This is a genomic window from Paenibacillus sp. p3-SID867, from assembly GCF_025142895.1.
In the GTDB taxonomy this organism is placed as follows: Bacteria; Bacillota; Bacilli; order Paenibacillales; family Paenibacillaceae; genus Paenibacillus_AQ.
In genome coordinates this window covers 157927-179478 of sequence record NZ_JAMBDM010000005.1, presented here as the reverse complement: position 1 = coordinate 179478, position 21552 = coordinate 157927, and the positions used below count along the sequence as shown (strand labels likewise).

Below are 21552 nucleotides of genomic sequence, written 5' to 3'. Positions count from 1 at the left end.
GCAAATACGCAGCCTTTGAAGGGAAAATTGCTTGAAGCAGCCGTGTACGGCTTAGAAACGAACCAGATTGTCGATTCGTACAGGCATGCCGGTGGCGATGGCGCGGTTGGCTGCAATTCCTGTCAGTATGGATCTCGCCCCATCGATATGGTTGGCCGCACGGGCATACGGATCTTCCACCGGTTCCCCGAACAGATCATTCAGCAGCACAGGGTCGCCTCCGCCATGTCCGCCTTTTTGCTCCTCGACGTGAACCTCGTACGGGGCATCGAACATCGGAAGCACCCGCAGCGTTTTCCCGATTAACGCGCCTTCTTGGCTTTTGTCGCCCAGTGAATTGACGTAGGATTGTTCAACGATGTTCATCTCGATCCGGCCTTTGGTGCCGTTGATGGCGATGCGATAGCCTTCCCACGGCTGATAGGCGACCAGCGAATACGTTAAAATGGCCTTGTTCTGATACCGCACGAGGACGCCCATTGTATCCTCAATGTTGATGCCGTCCCCGAATACGCTTTGATCCCGCTGGTAGCCATCCTCCGGCTCGGCATCCAGGTACATGGCTTTGAGATGCGCATCCGAATCCAGATGGAGCGCGAACGGGTCCTCTTTGGCAATGGGGTTCCCGGTTGCGCGATTGTAGAATTGCGTAACGCCCCGCGCTTCGGCATTCTCTCTACCATAATACATGAGATCTCCAAATGCGAAAACGGTTTCAGGATGGGAACCGATCCAGAAGTTGACCAGGTCGAAGTGATGGGTGGATTTATGGACGAGCAATCCGCCGCTGTTCCGCTTGTCCCGGTGCCAGCGCCGGAAGTAGTCTGCGCCGTGGCGGGTATTCAGCAGCCATTCGAAGTGAACCGAGGTCACCTGGCCGATGGTGTCATTCATGATCAATTCCCGGACCTTGGTATGGTGGGGGGCGTAACGGTAGTTAAAGGTGACCCTGATGTTTTGCCCGGTCCGCTTAGCGGCATCCAGGATAGCCTGGCATTTCTCCTCATCGATGGTCATCGGCTTCTCGGTTACGACGTCACATCCAAGCTCCATCGCGCGAATAATGTATTTGTGATGGGTCCGGTCGATGCTGGTCACGATGACGAAGTCGGGCTTCTCGTTCTCGATCATCCGGTCGAATTGGTCTGCGGGGTAGGTAGGCACCTCGGTGTATTTGTATTTTTCCCGCAGCAGCTGATTCGCGTAATTCATGCGGGTTTGGTTGATATCGCAAAAGGCAGCAAGCTCGGATTTGTCGCGGAAATTCTGCGCCAGTGCGCCATAAAAGAATTCGGCGCGGCCGCCGGTACCGACCAATACATAACGTTTCTTGTCACTCATCTCTATCGCCTCCTTGAATATAGCTCTAGCCTATAACAAGGGAGCACTGCTTTCGCCGCATTTCATGCGTAATCGCTTTCAAATGCCGCATATTTTGCTATAATCCTAGGAAAGGGGGCAGCCGCATGACCAAGCCGTTTCGAGCAGATTACCACGATCCCACCGGATATTTGAACATGGAGTATGACCGCCGCATTGGCTATTTCTCAATGACGGTCGATCATCTCCACGATCATTATGAGCTGTACTACCTGTTATCGGGCGAGCGAATCTACTTCATCAAGGATCGCTCCTACAGGGTTCGGGCCGGTGATCTTGTCTTCGTGGACCGGGATGCCGTTCATAAGACACTGGACAGCGGGAGGCCCGATCATGATCGCCTTGTCCTCTATATAAGCCCGGAATTGTTCGCGGATCTGGCCGTACCGCCTGAGCTGGCCGAAGGGCTGAAGGAGCCGTTCGGCTGGGATGTTCCGATTCTAAGGCTGCCTTCGCCAGCGAGTGAAACGGTGGAGCGAATGGTCGGTGAAATGGTGAATGAGATGATCCATCTCCAGGCGGGAAGCAGCTGGCTGCTGCGGCACCGAACGGTCGAATTGCTGCTCTTCGCCTACCGCAGCCAGCATTTGGGTGCGGTTCGTTCAGCCGATACGGAGCCGGTTCTTCATCCGAAGACCCAGGCGGTGGTCCGGTATCTTAACGATAATTATCAGAAGGCTTTAACGCTGCCCGAGGTAGCGGAGGCGTTCCGAATCAGCCCGCACTATCTCAGCCGGCTGTTCAAGCAGACGACGGGGTTTACCTTTAGCGATTATCTGAACCTGCTTCGGGTTAAGGAAGCGCAGCGTCTCCTGCGGGAGAGCGATGATTCCATCACGGATATCGCTTGGCGAGCGGGCTTCAGCAACTTCTCCCATTTCGGGAAGATGTTCAAGCGGACGGTTCAGTTGTCGCCGAGGACATACAGGAAGCAGTATAAGGAGCGAGGGCGATTTGACCTATAGAACATAATGGAGGGAATTTACGTCTATGACATAGAGGGAGTTGATGCTATGCGTATGATGTGCGTGATACTCATGGTTGTCGTTCTAATATCAGGGTGTGCCTCAGAACAGCGTATGGACAGCGATGCTACGCTTGATAAGGTTATGGACAGAGTACCAACGTGCGGGGCGAGCTTGGAAACGATTAACCATGTTGTCGAAACTATGGAGAACGAAAATGGCTTCACGGTTATAATCGCGCAAGATTGCGAACCGGAACATGGGGAAGGGCCGCAGATGCGGTCAACCTATACGTATACCGTAACCTCGGATCTTGTGCAGTTGGTTGATATGAAAAGATGATGGAATATCGAACAGCCTGAACGGGAGCGAGAGGAGCTCGGTTCTGTTCAGGCTGTTTTACGTATCATTGGAGGATGTTCTCTTTATCTATAGCTCCTTACGGTATCAGGCGAAGACTGGCACAGAATGTTATGCATCATAGGTTATGGTCGCAGGCTCCGGAAAAATTGTCTCACATCTGAAATCAACAAATCCGGCGCATCGATTCCCGGGAAATGGGTTCCCCTGTCGTACTCGTTCCAGCGCACAATGTTGTTGTTCTGCTCTCCGATATGTTTGATCGCGACATCGGACTGTTGGAATACAGCGACGCCAACAGGTACTGGGGACGGATCTTTGGGCGCCCATGCCGCAGGGTCATGCGAATTCTCGTAATACATGCGGGCCGAGGAATTAGCCGTTCCCGTCAGCCAGTACAGCATCAGATTGGTTAGGAACCGATCACGGTCCACTGCTTCCGGATAGTCCCCGAAGCCATAGAACAATTCGGATGTCCATGCAAGCAGCCCAACCGGCGAATCGGTCAGACCGTATGCCAGAGTCTGAGGGCGGGAGGACTGAATGGAATTAAACCCGAAGCGTTCGCTCATAAATTGCCCGAGGCGTGCAAGCCGGATCTTTTCCGCTTCCGTAAATGATGCAGCAACTGAATCATCAACCGGACCAAACGGAACAAAACCCATCGTAGCCGCATTTACATGTACCCCTGACACCTGTGTCGCAGCAATACGCCCTAGTTCCGGTGCAATAATAGCCCCCATATCGCCGCCCTGAACGCCATAACGTTCATAACCAAGGCGGCTCATCAACTCGCCAAAGGCTTTAGCCGTGCGGCCGGAAGTCCAGCCTGCCTCGGTTGTCGGACCGGAGAGACCAAAGCCGGGGATGGACGGGATCACCAGATGGAATGCATCCCGAGCATCTCCGCCGTAGGAGGTTGGGTCTGTCAGCGGTCCAATCAGATCCAGAAACTCTACGGGAGATCCCGGCCAGCCGTGAATCAGCAGGAGCGGCATGGCCTCCGGTTCGGCAGAAGGGATATGGAAGAAGTGGATATGGGCACCGTCGATGATGGTGGAATACTGCGGGTGAGCGTTCAGCTCTTCTTCCGCTTTGCGCCAGTCATAAGAGGTTCTCCAGTAGTCTGCCACAGGTTTGACGAATTCAAGCGGAGCGCCGTAATTCCAGCCGGAGCCCGGAAGCTGGTCCGGCCAGCGGGTCAGATCCAGCCGGGTGTTCAGGTTGTCGAGCTCTGCCTGCGGGATGTCGATGCGGAACGGGCGGATCTCCGCCTCCGTGTTCAAATTGCGGCCGGATGTCGTTTGATTTGTCATGATTTATTTCCTCCTCTTATTGTGTTGGCTTATGTTTTTATTATATGGGGGTGTTCCTGACAGCATTATGTCAAGGTTTCCGGAGTGCCTTAAAAGAAATAGATCGACTTCCATCTTATGCCGACGTATTGTTAAATTAGACTTTCGCTGGAAGGGATTGACGTGACCCGCATTGCAATTGATAACGCCTTAGGGAACATATGGCCATCACTGCTTTTACAATAAGGACTGCGTTTAACGGAGAGCAATAGATGCTCTGCCAAATCACATGAATGGAGGTCAAATCCGGATGAAGATTGAGCGCTTGCTTGCGATCACCATGATGCTGCTTAGTCAGCGGAGGGTGAGTGCCACCATGCTGGCTGAGAAATTCGAGGTTTCGCTGCGTACCATATATCGCGATATGGAGACCATTAACGGTGCCGGCATTCCCATCGTGTCCTATACCGGAGCGGACGGCGGCTATGAGATTATGGAGCAGTTCCGTATTGAGAGACAGCTTGTCACATTTGAGGATTTGCAGTCTATATTGGTAGCGCTCAAGGGTGTGCAATCTTCCCTGGATGATCAGGAGATGGAAACGCTGCTGACCAAAATCAAGGCGCTGGTTAAACGGGCCGACCAGTATCAGATGGAGGAGACCGGAGATACGCTGCTCTTCGATACCAATCTGTGGCATGGCGGGGGAATATCGGACAAGTCTATCCTCACCACGCTCCGCCAAGCAGCCAGAAACCGGACGGTCACCACGTTTCTGTATACGAATACGGCGGGCGATGCCGAGCACCGCATCGTGGAGCCGATTGGTCTGGCCTGGAAAGGCTATGCCTGGTATCTGTATGCATACTGCAGGCTTCGGGAAGATTACCGGACCTTCCGCATCTCTCGCATGAGTGAGCTGCGTATTCACATTGAGACATTCATGGATCGGGGTGTCACATTAGCCCAATTGGACGCCAGATGGGGCAACCAGGAAACAGGCCCCGGCGTGGATCTTGTGCTGCGCTTCCGGCCACGGGTTCGGGTGCAGGTGGAGGAGGCGTTCGGACTTCAGCATGTGCAGATCCAAGAGGACGGAACGCTGCTGGTTCGGGTCACCTATCCGGACAATCATTGGCTGTACGGCATGCTGCTCGGCTATGGACCGGATTTGTACATCGTGGAGCCGTCCTTTGTGGCCGAACGTGTGAAGAAGTATGCGGAGCAGGTGGTGAAGACGTACGGAGGCATCTGAGTTGGTCATTTATCCTATCTTCGCAGCGCGTGCCGTCGCGCCTATTCGAGAGTCTGTTATTTTGGGGCCGCCGGTCGGGTGCGGGAGTATGACAACTAAACAACCCTATGCGAGAAGGGGGTAATAGAGGCTGTAGCCCTAGTCCCTAATAGAGGCACCACGTTCATCGAGTTGGATCAGCCCGTGACTGTGGTGCTTTTTGGTGTGCATATGGTATCTTGGAAGTGAACGAAAAACGCCATGTTTAATAGATTGGTTGAGAGGATCGACAGCCAAAATGAAAACAAAAATACAAGAGTTGCCGCTGTCGCCGGGCGTATATCTCATGAGAGATTCGCGGGGAACGGTCATTTATGTTGGCAAATCCAAAAGTCTCAAGAAGAGAGTACAATCGTATTTTTACAACAATAAATCGCACTCCCCCAAAGTGAAGAGGCTGGTTCAGCATGTCAAAGACCTGGAGCATATCGTCACCGACACGGAGTTTGAGGCGTTTATGCTGGAATGCAGGCTTATTCAGGACTTAAAGCCGATGTATAACCGCAAGATGAAAAATCCGTTAGGTTATAGTTATATCGTATTGCGGCAAAAGCGAGATGGGCGATGGCTGGAAATTACAGATACGCTGGATGAAGGCGGTCAGGACCGGTCTCGTTTTTTCGGCCCCTATACAGCCAGCAGACATAGTCTTGAACATGCAGTGCAAAAGATTAAGGAATGCTGCAAAATCGCCTGCAGTCATACACCTGCCGCTTCTTCGATAAATACTCCCTGCTTGAATTATTCGATCGACCTCTGTCTTGGCAAGTGTCTTGGCGGCGAAACCGCGCGGCAATTTGATGAAATCATGGATCGATTCATTGCTCTGCTTCAAGGGGACGACCGACGTTTATATGATGAGATGGAGCGAAACATGCGGGGCGCCGCAGCGCGTTTCGATTTTGAACAGGCTGCAAAATACAGGGACGGCATGGAGGCGGTGAACCTGCTCTTAAGTAAACGGGATGTGATCGAGTTCGCCGAAGAGAATCACAGCATCATTGTCTACGAGTATCTAGACGAAGATACGATCAAGTTATTCCTGATTAAGAGGAACGTTGTGCTGCACAGCGAGCGATGCTCTGTGGCTGCAACAGTGGAAATTGAATCGTTGAGGCGGAGGGTCAAAGCCTTGATGCTCAGCTATTTCACGAGGGATACGGAATGCGATGCTGCCGAGGTTACCCGGGAAGATATCGACGCTGCACAAATCATCTACAGCTATTTGCAGAGCAGCGCCTGCCGTTATCTTGTTCTTCAGGATTCATGGCTCGAAGAGGATGGGGAGCCTGATATGGAGGCTGCACTGCGGGATTTTTTGAATAATTGAGTTGTGTCATCTTAATTTGAGGAGTCGTTATCATATTAGCCTCTATCCGACACGGATAGAGGCTTTGGTTTACTTATTTACTTCCAAAAGCAAACATATTTTTGAGTATTAAGGCTTATTGAAATATCGCCCCATCGGCATCTCTCTCGTAAAAGTGATCCCCCAATACCTATATTTCACTTCAATTTGGGTGATGGGCTCATCGTTATAAAGACGGACGCCGTAATTAAGCGGAATGCGCGAACCTTGATTGAGCGCGGCTCTCTTCCCGTCCGGCAAGAGCTCGGGCTTTAACGGCACCTCCCCAATATCGACGAATTCGATATCGGGATCTTCATCAAGGCCTCCGCCGCCGACCAGATGAAGGGAATAACTGACGCCCAGCTCGGCCTTGGCAGGCTTTATGCCATTATTCACCCGCACGTCCAGCAGCTCCACATCGGCGAATCCTTTATTGATCACTTCAAAGATCATGGTATTTTCATCCGTAAAGGATGTAAATCCACCCACCTTGATGGGCGTGGGGCGAAGGAACAGCAGGTATAGAAGGATGGATGAAAGGAGCAACCCCAGGCCCATATATAAGAGTCTGCGGAGAGGTTTGGATCTTGGTTTCATGGCAGAGCAATCTTCCTTCTCTTATTAAATAGACAGCTTTACAACGGATTTGCCTTCCTCAATATCCGCTTTCATCGCCAACAGATACTTCCTGGAGCGTTCATCCATCCCATTCCAATTTACGAATTTGGAGAAATAGACAAAGGAGTAGATATTGCGGAAGTCGATGAAAAATGGAATTCGCTCGATCCAATCTTCACTCAGCGTATTCTCTTGAAGGTAGCCGGATAAAAACGAATCGAAGAATCGGGCCGCAAACTCGGCTTTCCGGTTTTCCGGAACCGTCTGAACCGCATGATAGATAGCGATGGCGATATCGTAGGCGAACCAATGGTACGAGACATCCCCAAAATCAAAAAAGATAATCTCCCCGTTATGTACGTGAAAGTTGTGATGGTGGAGGTCATTGTGGACGATGCCGTAGCCTTCCTCATCCTGCGGGAGGGACTCCAATTCCTTAAGATACTGCTTCCACTGCGTATGGACTCTTTCACCTGCAGCCTCCGGGAACGCATCGGTAAAAATCACATGATCATTCCATTGGGGAAACGCCATACGGTGCACGAGTGACGAAGCGGTGGTGTCTTTTTTGCCGAGCTTATGCATACGGCCCATCCCGCGTCCCCACTGCTTGATTATCGCAAAATCCGATGTTACATCCGTTAACGGGCCGCCGGGAGCCTTCGTAAAGGCAATGACATGGTATCGCTTGGAATCGTGGATTACCTCTTCAATAAGAAGATCTTGTGCAGATCGAATGGACACCGCCATGTTCAGACCCTGCTCGGCTAGATAGGCCATCCACGTCAGCTCGCGAATGATCGAGGCTTTGCGGTATTTGGACGCGTCCAAAAATTTAATAATGAAGCGGCGTCCGTCTTCGCCGTTGTATTCAAATACATTCTGATCGAATCCCCCAAGCAACTTCAGCGAATAAGAACCTCGGCCGAATCGTTCGGCCCCTTGATCCAAGACAGCCTGTTCCATGAAAAGTCCCCTTTATCGTATTCTCGATATGATGCTCATGCTTACATACCGGAAAGTTACTGCACTCAGTTACTGTACTCACTACCAACTACAGTCTATCGAAGATCTCGGGTGGTTGCAAAAAATGGGAGGACATACGAAAAAGGGCAATCCCTTAGGAGCGCCCTTACAATTTCTTTATCAACCTTCGAATTTCTGCGCCAGCTCACGGAAATTTAGCTCCGCCGTGTTGGGCAGCACGACATCCGCATGCGGGAAATGCGCGGCGTTGCCGATAGCGACGGCGAACATGCCGGCGCCCTTGATGGCGTCAACACCGGATGCGGCATCCTCCACGCCGATGCAATCGGCAGGCTCTACGCCAAGCTCTGCAGCAGCGGTGAGGAAGATCTCCGGGTCCGGCTTGTTGTTCTTCAGCTTGGTTACGTCGACAATCACGTCGAATTGATCCATGACGCCAAGCCGGGTCAAAACGGCAATGGCGTTCTTGCTGGAGGACGCGATGCCGGTCTTCAGGCCGGTCGACCGGATGTCTCCCACAAACTCCGTAATGCCGGGCAGCAGGTCAGCTGGTGTGATCGTTTCGATCAGCTCGACGTACAGCTTGTTTTTGCGGTCGGCCAGCTGTACCAGCTCTTCATCGGAATAGTTTACAGGCGTCTCCGCCTGGCTTAACAGGAGCTTCAGGGAATCCATGCGGGATACCCCTTTGAGATTCTCGTTGAATTCTCTCGTGAAGGGAATGCCCAGCTCGGTTGCGGTGGCTTTCCATGCCTGATAATGATACTCCGCGGTATCGGTAATGACACCGTCCAAGTCAAAGATGACAGCCTTCAGCTTGCGTGTTTCGTTCATATCTTATAGCTCCTTTTTGAGATATCGGAAAGTATAAACCCGAAACAGGGACCTTCCGGATATCGCAAGAAAAATGACGGTTTATCGCAGTCTGTTTTCGTAGAAAACTTGTCGGGAAATGTGTCGATCGATCGTATTCCTCGTAAACCGGGCGGCGTTGCCCTGCGCGTAGGGAGGGCAAGCACCTAATGCCTAAACATCGTTATTTGCTCTGCAGCGCATGTTTCACAGGTTTCCCGGCTTCAAGCGTTACGACCTCGTTGTACAGCTTGATCTCGATGGATTCGCCTTCGACGATCTCCAAGGTGACGCCGTCATTCTCGATGGATACGCCGATGAGGCGGCCGCGGAAGTTCAGGCGGAACGCATACTTCTCCCAGTCCTTCGGAATGGCCGGGGAGAGGGAGAGTCCGCTTTCCTTCAGGCGCATGCCGGCAAAGCCGTAGACGATGGACATCCAAGTGCCGCCCATGTTGGCCATGTGCAGGCCGTCCTTCGTGTTGCCGTGCGTATTGTCCAGGTCGAGGCGTGCCGTCTCGATGAAATACTCATACGCCTTGTCCATATTCCCGATCTTCGAGGCCATGATGCTGAAGATGCAGGAGGACAGCGACGAATCATGCGTCGTGATGCCTTCATAGTAGTCGTACGAACGCTGAATCGTTTCCAAGCTTTGCTCGTCTTCCAGCAGGAAGTGGGCGAGCACCGTATCCGCCTGTTTGCACACTTGGTAACGGTAAATGGTGAGCGGATGGTAGTTCAGCAGCAGCGGATATTTGTCCTCTGGCGTGTTGTCGAAATCCCATACCGCTTTGCGGAGGAACGTATCGTCCTGCGGGTTAATGCCGAGTGCCTCGTCGTACGGCAGCAGCATGGCATCTGCGGCTTTTGCCCAAACTGATATTTCCTCTTCGGTTACCCGGAGGCGGTCACAGAGAGCTTTGAAGCCTTGAGGATCGTAAGATTCCAGAATGGAGCAGCTCTTGGCAGCCCACTTCAGGTTATGCTTTGCCATGACGTTGGTGTAATAGTTGTTATTCACGCAGCAGGTATATTCATCCGGCCCCGTAACCTCATCAATATGGAAGGCCCCGTTATAATAGTGCCCGATGTCGGCCCAAAGGCGGGCGGTTTCGATCAGCACCTCGGCCCCGTAGGACAAGAGAAAATCCCGGTCCTGCTCGGCGAGATAATACTGAATATAGCTGTAGGCGATATCCGCGCTGATATGGTATTGCGCCGTTCCCGAAGGGAAGAAGGAGGAGCATTCCGTTCCCGAGATCGTGCGCCACGGGAACAGGGCGCCTTGCCGGTGCCCCATTTCCCGGGCTCTGTCTCTCGCCTGCTCCAGCGTGGAATAGCGATACAGCAGCAGCTGGCGCGCAATGTCCGGCTGCGTCATTAGAAATACAGGGAACATGTAAATCTCCGTGTCCCAGAAATAATGGCCTTCATACCCTTCGCCGCTCAGTCCTTTGGCGGAAATGTTGCTGTGCTTGTCCCGACCGGCGGATTGCAGCAGCTGGAATAGATTGAAACGGATACCTTCTTGCAGTTGGTCATCGTTCTGAATCACCACATCGGCCGATTTCCAGTAGGTGTTCAGATACTCGGTCTGCTCGGCAAGCAAGTCCTCGAACGTAGTATCCTTCAACTCCTCCTGCAGCTGAATGCCGCGCTCGATCATGTCTTGCCCGTGACGAAGACTGTCGGTATACAGATTGTATTTCGTAAATTGGATCGGTCCGGTCAATGGAAGGACAGCCGTGAAGGTAACCTCTCCGGTTCCGGCTTCGAGCCTAATGTCCGCATCGTCATTCAAGCGGTGACGGGTCACGCAAGCGGCACGCAGCTTGGACGACATCGTCTCATCAACGACATAGGCATCGCTGCCCTTCACGCCTGCATCGATGACGGTCATCCGTTCCGCATGCCCTGCGCCTACCCGGGGATCGTTGGCATTGGTGTAGTTCTTCACCTTGCCGTTCACGGTGGAAAGTATGCGAACCTGGCCGTTGAAATTGACCGGCTCAATCCGTACGTTGATGGCGAACAGCTCCCGGTGCGCGAAGGACACCAGACGGCGGAAGGTCAGCTTGATCTCTTTGCCTTCGGGCGATTTCCACTGTACGATTCGCTCCGAATACCCCTTGTCCATATGCAAGCGGCGTTCCTGGGCAGTGATCGTTCCATGATCGAGGCGGAAAGGTTCTTTTTCGTCGCCTAGATAGATCAGGACCGTTTGGGCATCAATATTGTTAACGAGTTTTTGCTGTGTATCAGGAAAGGCGAAGAGCTTCTCGCCGTAAGGGATTTCAATCACGTCGTGGAAAGCGTTCAGATAGGTACCGCGGATGGTGGGCATGCTCTCTCCGTAGCCTTCTTCGAAATTGCCGCGCACACCCAAGTAACCGTTTCCAAGTGCAAAAATACTTTCCATATTCAGCAGGGCTTGCTGCGACAAATCAGGATTTGATATATTCCAGGTCATGTTCTACACTTCCTTCCTAGCAAGGTTATGCTTGAATTTTAGAGCCAATCGGGGTTATGTTATACTAAAATATCAAGGTTTTTATCAATATTTTTAGGTGGTGTGGAAATAATGAAAGGGCCTTCACGCTCGGGAAACCGTCCGTTTTATCTGTCCTCCCGTATGCATTATTTGCGCGAGAATTTTATCCATCCCCCGTTTGATTATGAGCACGAACTGCTGGAAGCGATCCGCTTCGGCGATGAGAATAGAGCCATGGATATGCTTCGTAAGATTAACGAGCTGGAAGCGGCTGTGCTGGCGACGTATCCGCTTCGGTCGAAGAAGAATGCCCTGATTGCGTCCTGTACCTTATTTACCCGGGCGATCATCAAAGGCGGCGTAGACCCTGAGATTGCCTTTCATTTAAGTGATACCATGATCCTTGAGATTGAGAAAATGACCGATGTGGAGCGGCTGGTTCATTTTGAATATGAGATGCTGGTGCAGTTTGTGTCGATGATTCGCTCCGAGAAGGAAGACGTGTCGTACTCTCACATTGTGAACCTGGCGATCTATTACATCCGGGAGCATATTTTCGAGGAGCTGTCCCTGCAGAGGGTTGCGGAGTATTTGAAAGTCCACCCGAGCTACTTATCCGACCGTTTTAAGCGGGAGACGGGTGTACCCATTACAACCTTTATTAATCGGCGGAAGATTGAGGAGTCCAAGCATTTGCTGGCCAACACGAATCAGTCGATATCGGAAATCGCGTTTACGTTCAAGTTCTGCAGCCAGAGTTATTATACGCAATTATTCAAGAATTTTACGGGGATGACGCCGAGAAAATTCCGGATCAGCGGGACGGCGCGATAAAGGACGATTATATCTAGCAACGAGAATAGAGCGACAACACCCATGAAGAAATTCAATCAGACAATGCTGCACTTAAGTCTGGAGAAAAAACCGGTTGCGGCGTCAGTTCTTGAGAATGCAACCGGATTTCATCTCGTTGGCTGATCGGTCATACGATGTATGGCGTAACAACCTGTCTCTTAGCTTTTAAGATCAGGTTGTTTTTTGTTGAAATATCAGGAACGTATGTTCTATAATGATGAAGCGAGTTTGAACCTATTCGTGTTTTATACATACCAGATTGGAGAGAACCTATGAATTCCTATTGTACATATGCATTGCATCAAATCGAGGTGGCTGTCATCTCTGTTGTTGCGATTATCGACAGGCTGGATGAATCGGATTTGCTCGTTCAACCGACAGAAGACAAGCATTCCGTTGGAGAGCTGCTCAAGCATATTGCAGTGATCTGCCGGGCTGATTTTTACATATCGGGCGGGGCCACGCAAGAGGAGATGGACGCTTATTATGAGGGCGTGTCGTTAATTAACCTGAAGGATATACAGGCCGAATTGTTAAGCAGCTATTCACATTTGGAGCAGGCATTCAGAGACATGACGGAAGAAGAGCTCCATCAAGAGACGACTTCCTACTGGGGCGTCACCTATTCAAGGTATGAATGGCTGCTTGAAATCGTCGCCCATCTGTATCACCATCGAGGACAACTGCATGCGATGCTGGTTCACTGTAACGGGAAGGATCCGAAGGTTCCGTTATTCGAATAGCCATAAGCGCTCTATCTTTCCCGACCCGAATTCTGTTTTCCGGAATTCGGGTTTTGTTTGTTTATAGATTTATATGTTATTATATCTGACTCAAAATCGAAATTATTAATATAATTTCATTAAATATATTTAAGTAGTGTTAATATTATTTACATTAATATATAATAATCCTCAATATAATGTTTTTTTGTGTTAATATAGTTAACATTTAAGTCGATGAGGAGTGATTCGGCATGTCCAGATTAACCGGAGTTTTTTTCAAAAGCACGCTTGCCATTATCCTAATAACGACGACTTGGTTTGTCTCCTTGGGGCAAGTCCCCCGAGCTTGGGCAGCCGGGGGACAAAGCGGCAACCTGAGCCGGTTGGAATCCGTTCTCCAGCCCATTGTGAAAGCCGCAGCGGAAGACGGAATCGAGCTGTACGTCGGAGTCCAGGATCTTAGCGGTACATATGGCGGAGGGAAGATTCAGGCGGGATCATCGAATGTTTACTATGCGGCCAGCACCATCAAAATGGCCATCGTAACAGCACTGATGCAGGATATTGAAGCAGGGAAATACGCGCTGGAGCAAACCGTCCAGGTTAAACCGGAGCAGGTTGTAGGCGGAGCCGGTTCGCTCAAGGATGGAAAGTTCCCTCAGGAGATCACGATCGAGCGTTTAGCGGGGCTGATGATTACGCAATCCGATAATACGGCAACCAATGCCCTGATTGATCTCCTTGGGTTCGAGCGTATTAATACTTTAATAGATGAACAGGGATTTGAAACCATGCAGCTGGGCCGGAAAATGATGACGCCCGCAAAATCCCCTGCTGCTGATAATTATGTCAACGGGGAGGAGTTGCTGACGCTCCTGGAGAGAATCTATGCTGGTGAGATCGTATCCGCCCAATCGCGGGATCAGATCCTGGCCTGGATGAAGGCGCAGGAAGTGAAGACCAAATTCGGCGCAGCGCTGCCCGGCAAGCCGATTGCCCACAAAACGGGGGAACTGGGCGATGTGAGCCATGACATCGGATATTTTCTCGTACCCGGACGCGAGGTTGCCGTCACGGTATTAACCAAAGTCACCAAGCCGGAGGATGCGGGCAAAGCCCAGGAACTGGGCAACCCGGTTGTGCAGCGCGCGGCCAAGGCGGTGTATAACTTCTTGCTGGATACGCCGGCTGAATCCGTATCGGCGGACGCATGGCCGGCCTTGTCGTTAGTCGTAAATCCCATCATTCAAGAAGCCGAAGAAAAGGGAATTAGGGTATCCGTAGGCTTGAAGGATCTAAGCGGTAAGCCTGACGACCGGGAGCTGCTCCTGGGATCTCGCCAATCCTATATGCCTGCGAGCACCATCAAGATGGCGCTTGTATCGGCTTTGATGAAGGAAGTGGATGCCGGCAGGTTAACCTTGGAACAGAAGGTGAAAGTTGAGCAGGAAGATGTAGTTGGCGGAACAGGCTCCTTGCAAAAGGAAACATTTCCGCAGGATGTAACCATCGAACGATTGGCAAGGCTGATGATCACCCAGTCGGATAATACGGCTACGAACGTACTGATTGACGTGGTTGGATTGAATAAGGTCCAGGCTCTGATGGATGAACTCGGCCTTGATGTCATGCATCTGGGGCGCAAAATGTTCGCAGCTGCCCCTACGCCGGAGCAGGACAACTATATTAATGCGGAGGATTTGGTCCATCTGCTTGCCAACATTCATTCAGGCGAATTCTTGTCGGATAACTCTCGTGATCAGATCATCGACTGGATGAAAGCCCAGGAGGTGGACACCAAGTTCGGTGCGGCCCTGCCCGATGCGCCGATTGCCCATAAAACCGGGGAGAATGCCAATGTGACTCATGATGCCGGATATTTTCTACTGCCCGGCAGGGAAATCGCGATTTCGGTACTGACCGAGGTCACGACGACCAGCAGTTTTGATGAAGCTCAGGCTATCGGAAATCCTGTGGTGCAAGAGATTGCGAAGGCTGTTTATGAAGCGCTGGAATACGAGATGACGTTCACGGATGTGCCGGAGGATCACTGGGCAGGGCCTTATATTGAGGGGGCGGCGACGGCTTCCTTGGTGAAGGGAACCTCGGATACGACCATCGCGCCCGAGCGCCCAATCAGTCGTGCAGAGGTGACCTCCACACTTGTTCGATCCCTTCAACTGGAGCCCGCCCTGGTCTCTCCTCAATTCAGGGACGTTCGCGGGGATAGGTGGTATTCCGCCGATGTGGCAGCGGCTTATTCTTCCGGCATCGTCAGCGGACGGAATGACGGCATCTTTGATCCACAAGGTCCCATTAGCCGTGCGGAACTGGCTGCGATGATAATCCGTGCTTACGAGTATGTGCATGGCCCGCTGGCTGGATACGAGGATGTACTTTCTTTTAAGGATGCGAACGAGATACGGGACTGGTCCAGAGAGCCGATTCTGAAGGCGGTCCAATTAGGCTTCGTGAACGGTTATAGCGACGATACCTTCCGTCCGGACAGAACGGCATCAAGGGCAGAAACCCTTAAGATGATTGTGCATCTCCTCAGCAAATAAGGCCCTTGGTTTTATAAGCATTCGAGGCGCCGAGCACAGCGCGTTTTTCGACGAGTCTTTGACTTCTTTTCTCATACCGATTTCCGTCATTACACGCTTCGAGAGAGGTCGGCGGAGGTTTTATCTGAAGTAACTGAATACCGTATGAGGTTTAATCACACTGCAAGCTGCAGGCCTAGCTTTTTCAAGACGGCCTGCAGCATATTCCGTTTTCCAATGACCCCAGCTGTGCAGTTGTGCCAAAAGGATGGACGATTGCAGCTTGAGAACAAGTAAGGGCAGTAATTTAACATGAAATCTGCAAGATGGTGAGCGCAGGCTCTTTGAGCTGTTGCGCAATCATAGAATCGGGGGTTTTGCCATGATATTTGTTACATTGAATTGATATTCTTTTAAATTCGACAAAATAATACAAATTTCGCTATAGACTACGGCTAAATCATTCCTCTATGATAGATATTAAATAGCTTTGCAAGCTATTCTGAAAGCGCTATCCTGATCTTCGCTGAACCGAATGATCCTAAGTCTAGGGGGGAATCCACCAAACCAGGGGACATAGCAGAATCTGTTAACTGAATGGTAAGCGCATACATGATGTATCGAAGCCTTGATGAGTGCCGTTAACACAGATTTTACATATCGTTAATACTCTCATGATCCTATCGCCTTACCATAAGAGTGTTCGGTAAAAGGGGGACACGCACTCATGGCAGAACAAAGGACAGGGCGTCTTCCCGTAATCGCTTCGATTACCAAGCTGGAACAGATCGATGCGGCTGTGAACAGCACGGTGGAACGGGTGAACCTGATGACAGGCGATATCTTGAAACTCAGGGATATCGTGAATCGACTTCACTCCTCAGGCAAAAAAGTGTTTGTTCATCTGGAGATGGTAAGCGGCATTGGCCGGGATAATTCGGCTGTGCAGTATTTGGCCGATTCGTACAAGATCGATGGGATCATTACGACGAAGACGAATACGGTATTGGCTTCGCGCCAAGCGGGCATTAGCTCGATACAGCGAGTGTTTGCCATTGATACGACAGCTTTAAGAACCGCAGTGAAAATGATCGGACAAGCCCGTCCGGATGAGGTGGAATTAATGCCGGGACTCATGCCCCGCGTAATCCGCGACCTGAAGAAGGAAATTCACTGTCCGCTTATTGTGGGAGGTTTTTTACGAAGCGAGGAAGATATCGATGAGGCGCTGGCAAACGGTGCAGACCTCGTATCTACAGGAGATACGCGTTTTTGGACGTAAGGTTCCCTGTACGGTGATGGATTAACTATAATTACATATTTGCTAGGGGTGGAGACGATGAGATAACCCGAGTAGCAGCTACTTTAGCTTTTATAGGAGGTGGTGGCTCTTAGGTTGCGCTCTTTTTGACGTCTCTATTTTTGTGCGCTTTTTAAGGGGTAGACGGGTTGAAGTGGATAGACAGCAGTGATGAAGATGAATGATGAGTAGATTCGAAAGGGGACAATTGATCATCTATGAAAAAGAAATCATGGTTGTTAATGTTACTGACCATATTTATGGTTATTACCACGGCTTGCGGAGGCGGCGGTGGAAGTGAAAGCGCCGGAGCAGAGGTTTCGCTCGACGATGTGGAAGCCGCTTCGATGGATATGAAGAATGATACAACGCCTGTCAAAATCCAGTACTGGCATGCCCACGCGGATGCTCAACTGGAAGGCTTGAACTACATGATCGCAGAATTCCAGAAGAAGTACCCGCATATTACGGTAGAGCCGGTGTTCCAGGGCGGCTATCCTGATCTTCACAAAAAACTATCGGCTGCAGTGGCTGCGAATGACGTGCCGGCTGTAACGAATGTTGAGGTCGCGTCCTTGCCTAACTTTGCGGACAGCGGTGTGTTCTCTGATTTGGGCCCATGGATCAAGCGCGATGAAGTGAAGATGGACGATTTCGCCAAAGGGATGCTGAATGCATATGCATTTAATGGCAAGCAATATGGATTTCCTCTGATCGTTAGTACCAGTGTGTTTGTATACAACAAAACGATGCTGGACGAGCTGGGTGTAGAGCCGCCGCAGAAGTGGGATGAGATCGATGACTTTAATGCGAAGGTAACGAAAAAAGAAGGCGACAAAACGACGCGTTATGCCTTCTCCGTTCCAGGCTGGGATACGTGGTATTACGATCCGTGGAACATTAACGGCGGCGGACAAATCCTGACCGAGGACCTGAGTGCTTCGGCCGTTGAGAATGAAGAGTCGCTTCGTTATCTTCAGAACTTCTACAAATGGCAAAATGAAGGCCACATGCATATGGGCTTCGGGAAGGGTGCTTCCGATAATATGCGCCAAATGTTCCTGGGCGGCGAGATCGCCATGGTTCAGCATTCATCGGCTTTGCTCAAGATGTACCGCGAGAATGCGGACTTTGAGGTTGGCGTATCCTTTATCCCTGGCGATAAAGTGCGGACCTCCAACATTGGCGGCGCGGGGATCGTCATGATGGACGGTGCCGAGGATCTGGAGAAAGAAGCGGCTTGGAAATTTATCGAGTTCATGACTTCGGCGGAGCAAAACATTAAGTGGGCCGAATCCGTTGGATACCTGCCGACAAGAAAATCCGCAATCGAGTCTGAGGAAGGCAATCAATATTTCGAAAGATGGCCGCAATACAGAGCGGTATACGAGCATTTCGACGAAGTAACGCCGCGCCTGCAGCACCCGGCTTACCCTGAATTCAGCGAAGTTTACAAAGAAGTCGTAGGGGAAATGGTGCTGAACAAAAAAGATCCGACACCACTTATGCAGGATGCAGCCAAGAAGATCAACGATATTCTGGCTGACTATGAGTGATGCCTATGGAGACCAATAAACAAGTGACAAAGGCGGCGTCCAATCGGGCGACCGCTTCGGTCTCTAAACGGATGTCTCATACGTTGATCGAGAAGTGGAAGGACTTTTCGTTCGCGGTTCCGGCGTTGTTATTCATGGGCGTGTTTTTGTATTATCCCCTGGGCTATTCCGTGTACATTAGCTTTACGAACTGGAACATGACACGGCCGGTAAAGAAGTTCGTAGGTGTTGATAACTATACGCGCTTGCTGTCGAACTCGGATTTCTATCACTCCTTGAAGGTCACGTTCTTGTATACCGTGATGGACGTTGTATTTACGCTTGTCATCGGACTGCTGCTGGCGTTGCTGCTCAACGTGTCGTCGTCACGGTTGTTCGGATTCATGCGCGGCGTCATTTTTATGCCCTATTACATCTCGATGGTTGTCGCGGCCATGGTATTTACATGGATTTACAATGGACAATACGGGCTATTGAATTCCATTGTTTCCTGGTTCGGCATGGAGCCGGTCGAATGGCTGACCAATCCTTCGACGGCATTGCCGGCGCTGGTTGCCGTTTCGGTCTGGAAGGGCGTCGGCTTTGCGATGATCCTCTTTATTGCAGGCATGCGCGGGATTCCGGCCGAGTATTATGAGGCAGCTTCGATTGATGGAGCCAGCAAGCTGCGGCAGTTCCGCAACATTACGCTGCCGCTCTTGTCGCCTATGACCCTGTTTTTGGTCATCACCAGCTTTATCTCCTCCATGCAGGTGTTCCAGTCGATCGACGTCATGACGGGCGGCGGTCCGCTCAAGGCAACGAATGCGATTGTGTACTGGATTTATACGATGGCCTTTGATGAATTCAAAACAGGAAGAGCCTCGGCGCTTGTCATGATTCTGTTTGGAATCATATTGCTGTTAACATTGGTCCAATGGGTGGTCAGCAGGAAGAAGGTGCACTATGAAGGATAATTATATGGCTGGATCCGCCAAGAACCGGAAAGCCATGATGACGCTCCGCGTGATCGGAGCCGTGATCGTGACCCTCGTCATGTTCTTTCCGGTGTACTGGCTGCTGATCAGCGCGCTCAAGACGCAGTCCGAGATGCGGATGGCCGTTCCTACATTCTGGCCGGAAACCTTTGCCTGGGAGAACTTTGCCGAAGCCTTCCGAGTTATCCCTTACGCCCGGTTCTTCGGCAATACCCTGCTCATGGCGGTCGGCACCATTATTCTGCAGCTGAACGTGGCGCTCATGGCTGCTTATGCATTCGCGAAGGGGAAGTTCTGGGGACGGGACGCGCTGTTTCTGTTGGTGCTTGCCGCGTTGATCGTTCCGGAGCAGGTGATTTTCGTTCCCGTGTACGTCATGATGTCCAAGCTCGATTGGCTGAACACCTTCTGGGCGCTCATCGTACCTCACGGTGCGTCCGCTTATGCGATATTCCTGCTCAGGCAGGCGTTCAAATCGATTAACAATGACGTGCTGGAAGCGGCACGCGTGGATGGAGCCGGTCGCTTCTCCATTCTGTACAAGCTGTTGTTTCCGATGGCGATGCCAACGATCGTCACCATGGGCGTGCTGATCTTCATTTCGTCCTGGAATTCATATTTCTGGCCGCTGATCATGACCAACAACAACGACATGCGCGTGCTTACGGTCGGTATTGCGATGCTGCGGGATTCTATCGCCGGAAATGAAGCGATGTTCTTCAATGTCATTATGGCGTCCAGCGTCATGGCGATTATCCCGATCGTGCTGGTCTTTACGGTCATGCAGAAGCATATTGTGGCCGCGATGGCGAATTCGACGTTTAAATAACATCATAACCGAATGATGCGGTATTCAAGACGGCATGGAAACGGTGGGCATGGATACACCGCTATGCCGTCTCTCTGCATTCTCCCGAAGGTTATGATCTGCTGCAGACAGCAGGGATCGGAAAGTTCATGGCGAACAGTCCTATAGAGCTTCAAATAGCACCCCGATTACGTAAGTCAGTCCGTTACCGTAAGATACTGACGTGATCGAGGCCATCAATCGACTAGATATGGAGGAATTGCACATGGAAGTACGTGGATTGGCTCATAGAGGGTATCCGCTGAAATACCCGGAGAACACGATGCTGGGCTTTCAGAAAGCATTGGAGCTTGGCTTCTCGCACTTGGAGCTGGATGTCCAACTGACGAAGGACGGCGTGCCCGTTGTAATTCATGATGCGACGGTAAACCGAACGACCAACGGAACGGGGGCAATCAATGCCTTCACGCTGGAGGAAATACGCAAGCTGGATGCAGGTTCAGGAGAAGTGATTCCCACGCTGGAGGAAGCACTGCGTTTTGCCAAGGATCGGATGATCGTTGACATTGAGCTGAAGCAGATGGGGGATACCTACCCCGGCCTGGAACAGAAGGTCATTGACGTGATTAAGGATACGGGCATGGAGAAGCAGGTGTTCCTCACCTCCTTCGATCATTATTCCATTGAACGGGCACGCTCCCTGGATCCTGACATTGAGCTGGGCCTTGTGATATATGGAGCTACGCCATCGGTGTTCCCATATCTGGAGAAGATCGGGGCTCGTTATGTGTCCGTCAAATATGTGTACGTGACTCCTTCCTTTATGGAGGAGGCGCGCAAGCGGGGTATCCAGCTCATTGTCTGGACGCCGGACGATGAGGATATACTGGCATCTCTTGCCCAATACCCTGAGCTCTTGATCGTTACGAACAATCTGGAGGGCTGGGCCAGAGTATACAAGGAGAAGATTGCGCTGAACGCGTAACGCTCCAACTGATGCGCTTGCTGGGATGACATGTACAAAGCGCCGCTTGCATTTATAAGGTTAGGGGAAACGCCCGTTGACGGTCCCTGGAGTCGGCAGGTGTACGTATCAAAGGATCTGTCCTTGGTTGTGGAGCGGGGGCAGGTCCTATTTTTAATTAATGGGCTAAATATCTGATATCCTGCGCGTGTCTGCTGCTTATACTAG

At 51.1% G+C, this 21552-nt stretch carries 18 protein-coding genes; 12 read left to right on the top strand and 6 right to left on the bottom strand.

Going from position 1 to position 21552, the window contains the following annotated elements; all coding sequences use genetic code 11:
* Positions 1–51: 51 nt before the first annotated feature.
* Positions 52–1341: a Gfo/Idh/MocA family oxidoreductase gene (locus M4D81_RS12560; RefSeq protein WP_260066628.1), complete on the bottom strand. Its 1290-nt coding sequence runs from the start codon at positions 1339–1341 to the stop codon at positions 52–54.
* Positions 1342–1466: 125 nt separating this feature from the next.
* Here M4D81_RS12560 and M4D81_RS12555 point away from each other — a divergent pair, with 125 nt between their 5' ends.
* A complete protein-coding gene (locus M4D81_RS12555) occupies positions 1467–2345 on the top strand; it encodes an AraC family transcriptional regulator (protein WP_260066626.1) in 879 nt (292 codons plus the stop codon).
* A gap of 48 nt (positions 2346–2393) precedes the next feature.
* A complete protein-coding gene (locus M4D81_RS12550; protein WP_260066624.1) occupies positions 2394–2687 on the top strand; it encodes a hypothetical protein in 294 nt (97 codons plus the stop codon).
* Positions 2688–2830: 143 nt separating this feature from the next.
* Here M4D81_RS12550 and M4D81_RS12545 read toward each other — a convergent pair whose 3' ends face one another.
* A complete protein-coding gene (locus tag M4D81_RS12545; RefSeq protein WP_260066623.1) occupies positions 2831–4021 on the bottom strand; it encodes an epoxide hydrolase family protein in 1191 nt (396 codons plus the stop codon).
* A 289-nt stretch (positions 4022–4310) separates the two neighbouring features.
* Here M4D81_RS12545 and M4D81_RS12540 point away from each other — a divergent pair, with 289 nt between their 5' ends.
* A complete protein-coding gene (locus M4D81_RS12540; RefSeq protein WP_260066621.1) occupies positions 4311–5255 on the top strand; it encodes a helix-turn-helix transcriptional regulator in 945 nt (314 codons plus the stop codon).
* Between the two features lie 277 nt (positions 5256–5532).
* Positions 5533–6624 (top strand): GIY-YIG nuclease family protein, encoded by a 1092-nt coding sequence (locus M4D81_RS12535; protein ID WP_260066620.1) that lies wholly within the window; start codon positions 5533–5535, stop codon positions 6622–6624.
* A gap of 108 nt (positions 6625–6732) precedes the next feature.
* On the opposite strand, the gene M4D81_RS12530 is transcribed toward M4D81_RS12535, so the two are convergent.
* The 4 genes from M4D81_RS12530 to M4D81_RS12515 all read right to left on the bottom strand — a co-directional run bounded on the left by M4D81_RS12530 (position 6733) and on the right by M4D81_RS12515 (position 11575).
* Positions 6733–7242: a hypothetical protein gene (locus M4D81_RS12530; protein ID WP_260066619.1), complete on the bottom strand. Its 510-nt coding sequence runs from the start codon at positions 7240–7242 to the stop codon at positions 6733–6735.
* A gap of 24 nt (positions 7243–7266) precedes the next feature.
* Entirely contained in the window at positions 7267–8229 is a 963-nt protein-coding gene (locus M4D81_RS12525) for a phosphotransferase enzyme family protein (RefSeq protein WP_260066617.1), read from the bottom strand.
* 180 nt (positions 8230–8409) lie between these two features.
* Positions 8410–9084 (bottom strand): beta-phosphoglucomutase, encoded by a 675-nt coding sequence (gene pgmB / locus M4D81_RS12520; protein ID WP_260066611.1) that lies wholly within the window; start codon positions 9082–9084, stop codon positions 8410–8412.
* A 202-nt stretch (positions 9085–9286) separates the two neighbouring features.
* Positions 9287–11575 carry a glycoside hydrolase family 65 protein gene (locus tag M4D81_RS12515; RefSeq protein WP_260066609.1) on the bottom strand — a complete coding sequence of 763 codons (2289 nt, stop codon included), beginning with the start codon at positions 11573–11575 and terminating at the stop codon, positions 9287–9289.
* Between the two features lie 111 nt (positions 11576–11686).
* On the opposite strand from M4D81_RS12515, the gene M4D81_RS12510 reads away from it, so the two are divergent.
* The 8 genes from M4D81_RS12510 to M4D81_RS12475 all read left to right on the top strand — a co-directional run bounded on the left by M4D81_RS12510 (position 11687) and on the right by M4D81_RS12475 (position 21345).
* The gene (locus tag M4D81_RS12510) at positions 11687–12430 is read left to right on the top strand and encodes a helix-turn-helix domain-containing protein (protein ID WP_071222280.1); all 744 of its coding nucleotides are present in this window, start codon (positions 11687–11689) and stop codon (positions 12428–12430) included.
* A gap of 293 nt (positions 12431–12723) precedes the next feature.
* A complete protein-coding gene (locus M4D81_RS12505; protein ID WP_260066600.1) occupies positions 12724–13194 on the top strand; it encodes a DinB family protein in 471 nt (156 codons plus the stop codon).
* Positions 13195–13427: 233 nt separating this feature from the next.
* The gene (locus M4D81_RS12500; RefSeq protein WP_260066592.1) at positions 13428–15740 is read left to right on the top strand and encodes a serine hydrolase; all 2313 of its coding nucleotides are present in this window, start codon (positions 13428–13430) and stop codon (positions 15738–15740) included.
* Positions 15741–16446: 706 nt separating this feature from the next.
* Positions 16447–17001 (top strand): glycerol-3-phosphate responsive antiterminator, encoded by a 555-nt coding sequence (locus M4D81_RS12495; RefSeq protein WP_071222277.1) that lies wholly within the window; start codon positions 16447–16449, stop codon positions 16999–17001.
* Positions 17002–17237: 236 nt separating this feature from the next.
* Positions 17238–18575, top strand: coding sequence for an ABC transporter substrate-binding protein (locus M4D81_RS12490; protein WP_260066590.1), 1338 nt, complete (start codon positions 17238–17240; stop codon positions 18573–18575).
* Positions 18575–19531, top strand: a complete 957-nt coding sequence (locus tag M4D81_RS12485) for a carbohydrate ABC transporter permease (RefSeq protein ID WP_397376682.1) — start codon at positions 18575–18577, stop codon at positions 19529–19531. Before M4D81_RS12490 ends, M4D81_RS12485 begins: the two co-directional genes overlap by 1 nt.
* Positions 19521–20381, top strand: coding sequence for a carbohydrate ABC transporter permease (locus M4D81_RS12480; protein ID WP_260066586.1), 861 nt, complete (start codon positions 19521–19523; stop codon positions 20379–20381). Before M4D81_RS12485 ends, M4D81_RS12480 begins: the two co-directional genes overlap by 11 nt.
* A 244-nt stretch (positions 20382–20625) precedes the next feature.
* Positions 20626–21345 (top strand): glycerophosphodiester phosphodiesterase, encoded by a 720-nt coding sequence (locus tag M4D81_RS12475; protein WP_071222273.1) that lies wholly within the window; start codon positions 20626–20628, stop codon positions 21343–21345.
* The last annotated feature ends 207 nt before the right edge of the window (positions 21346–21552 follow it).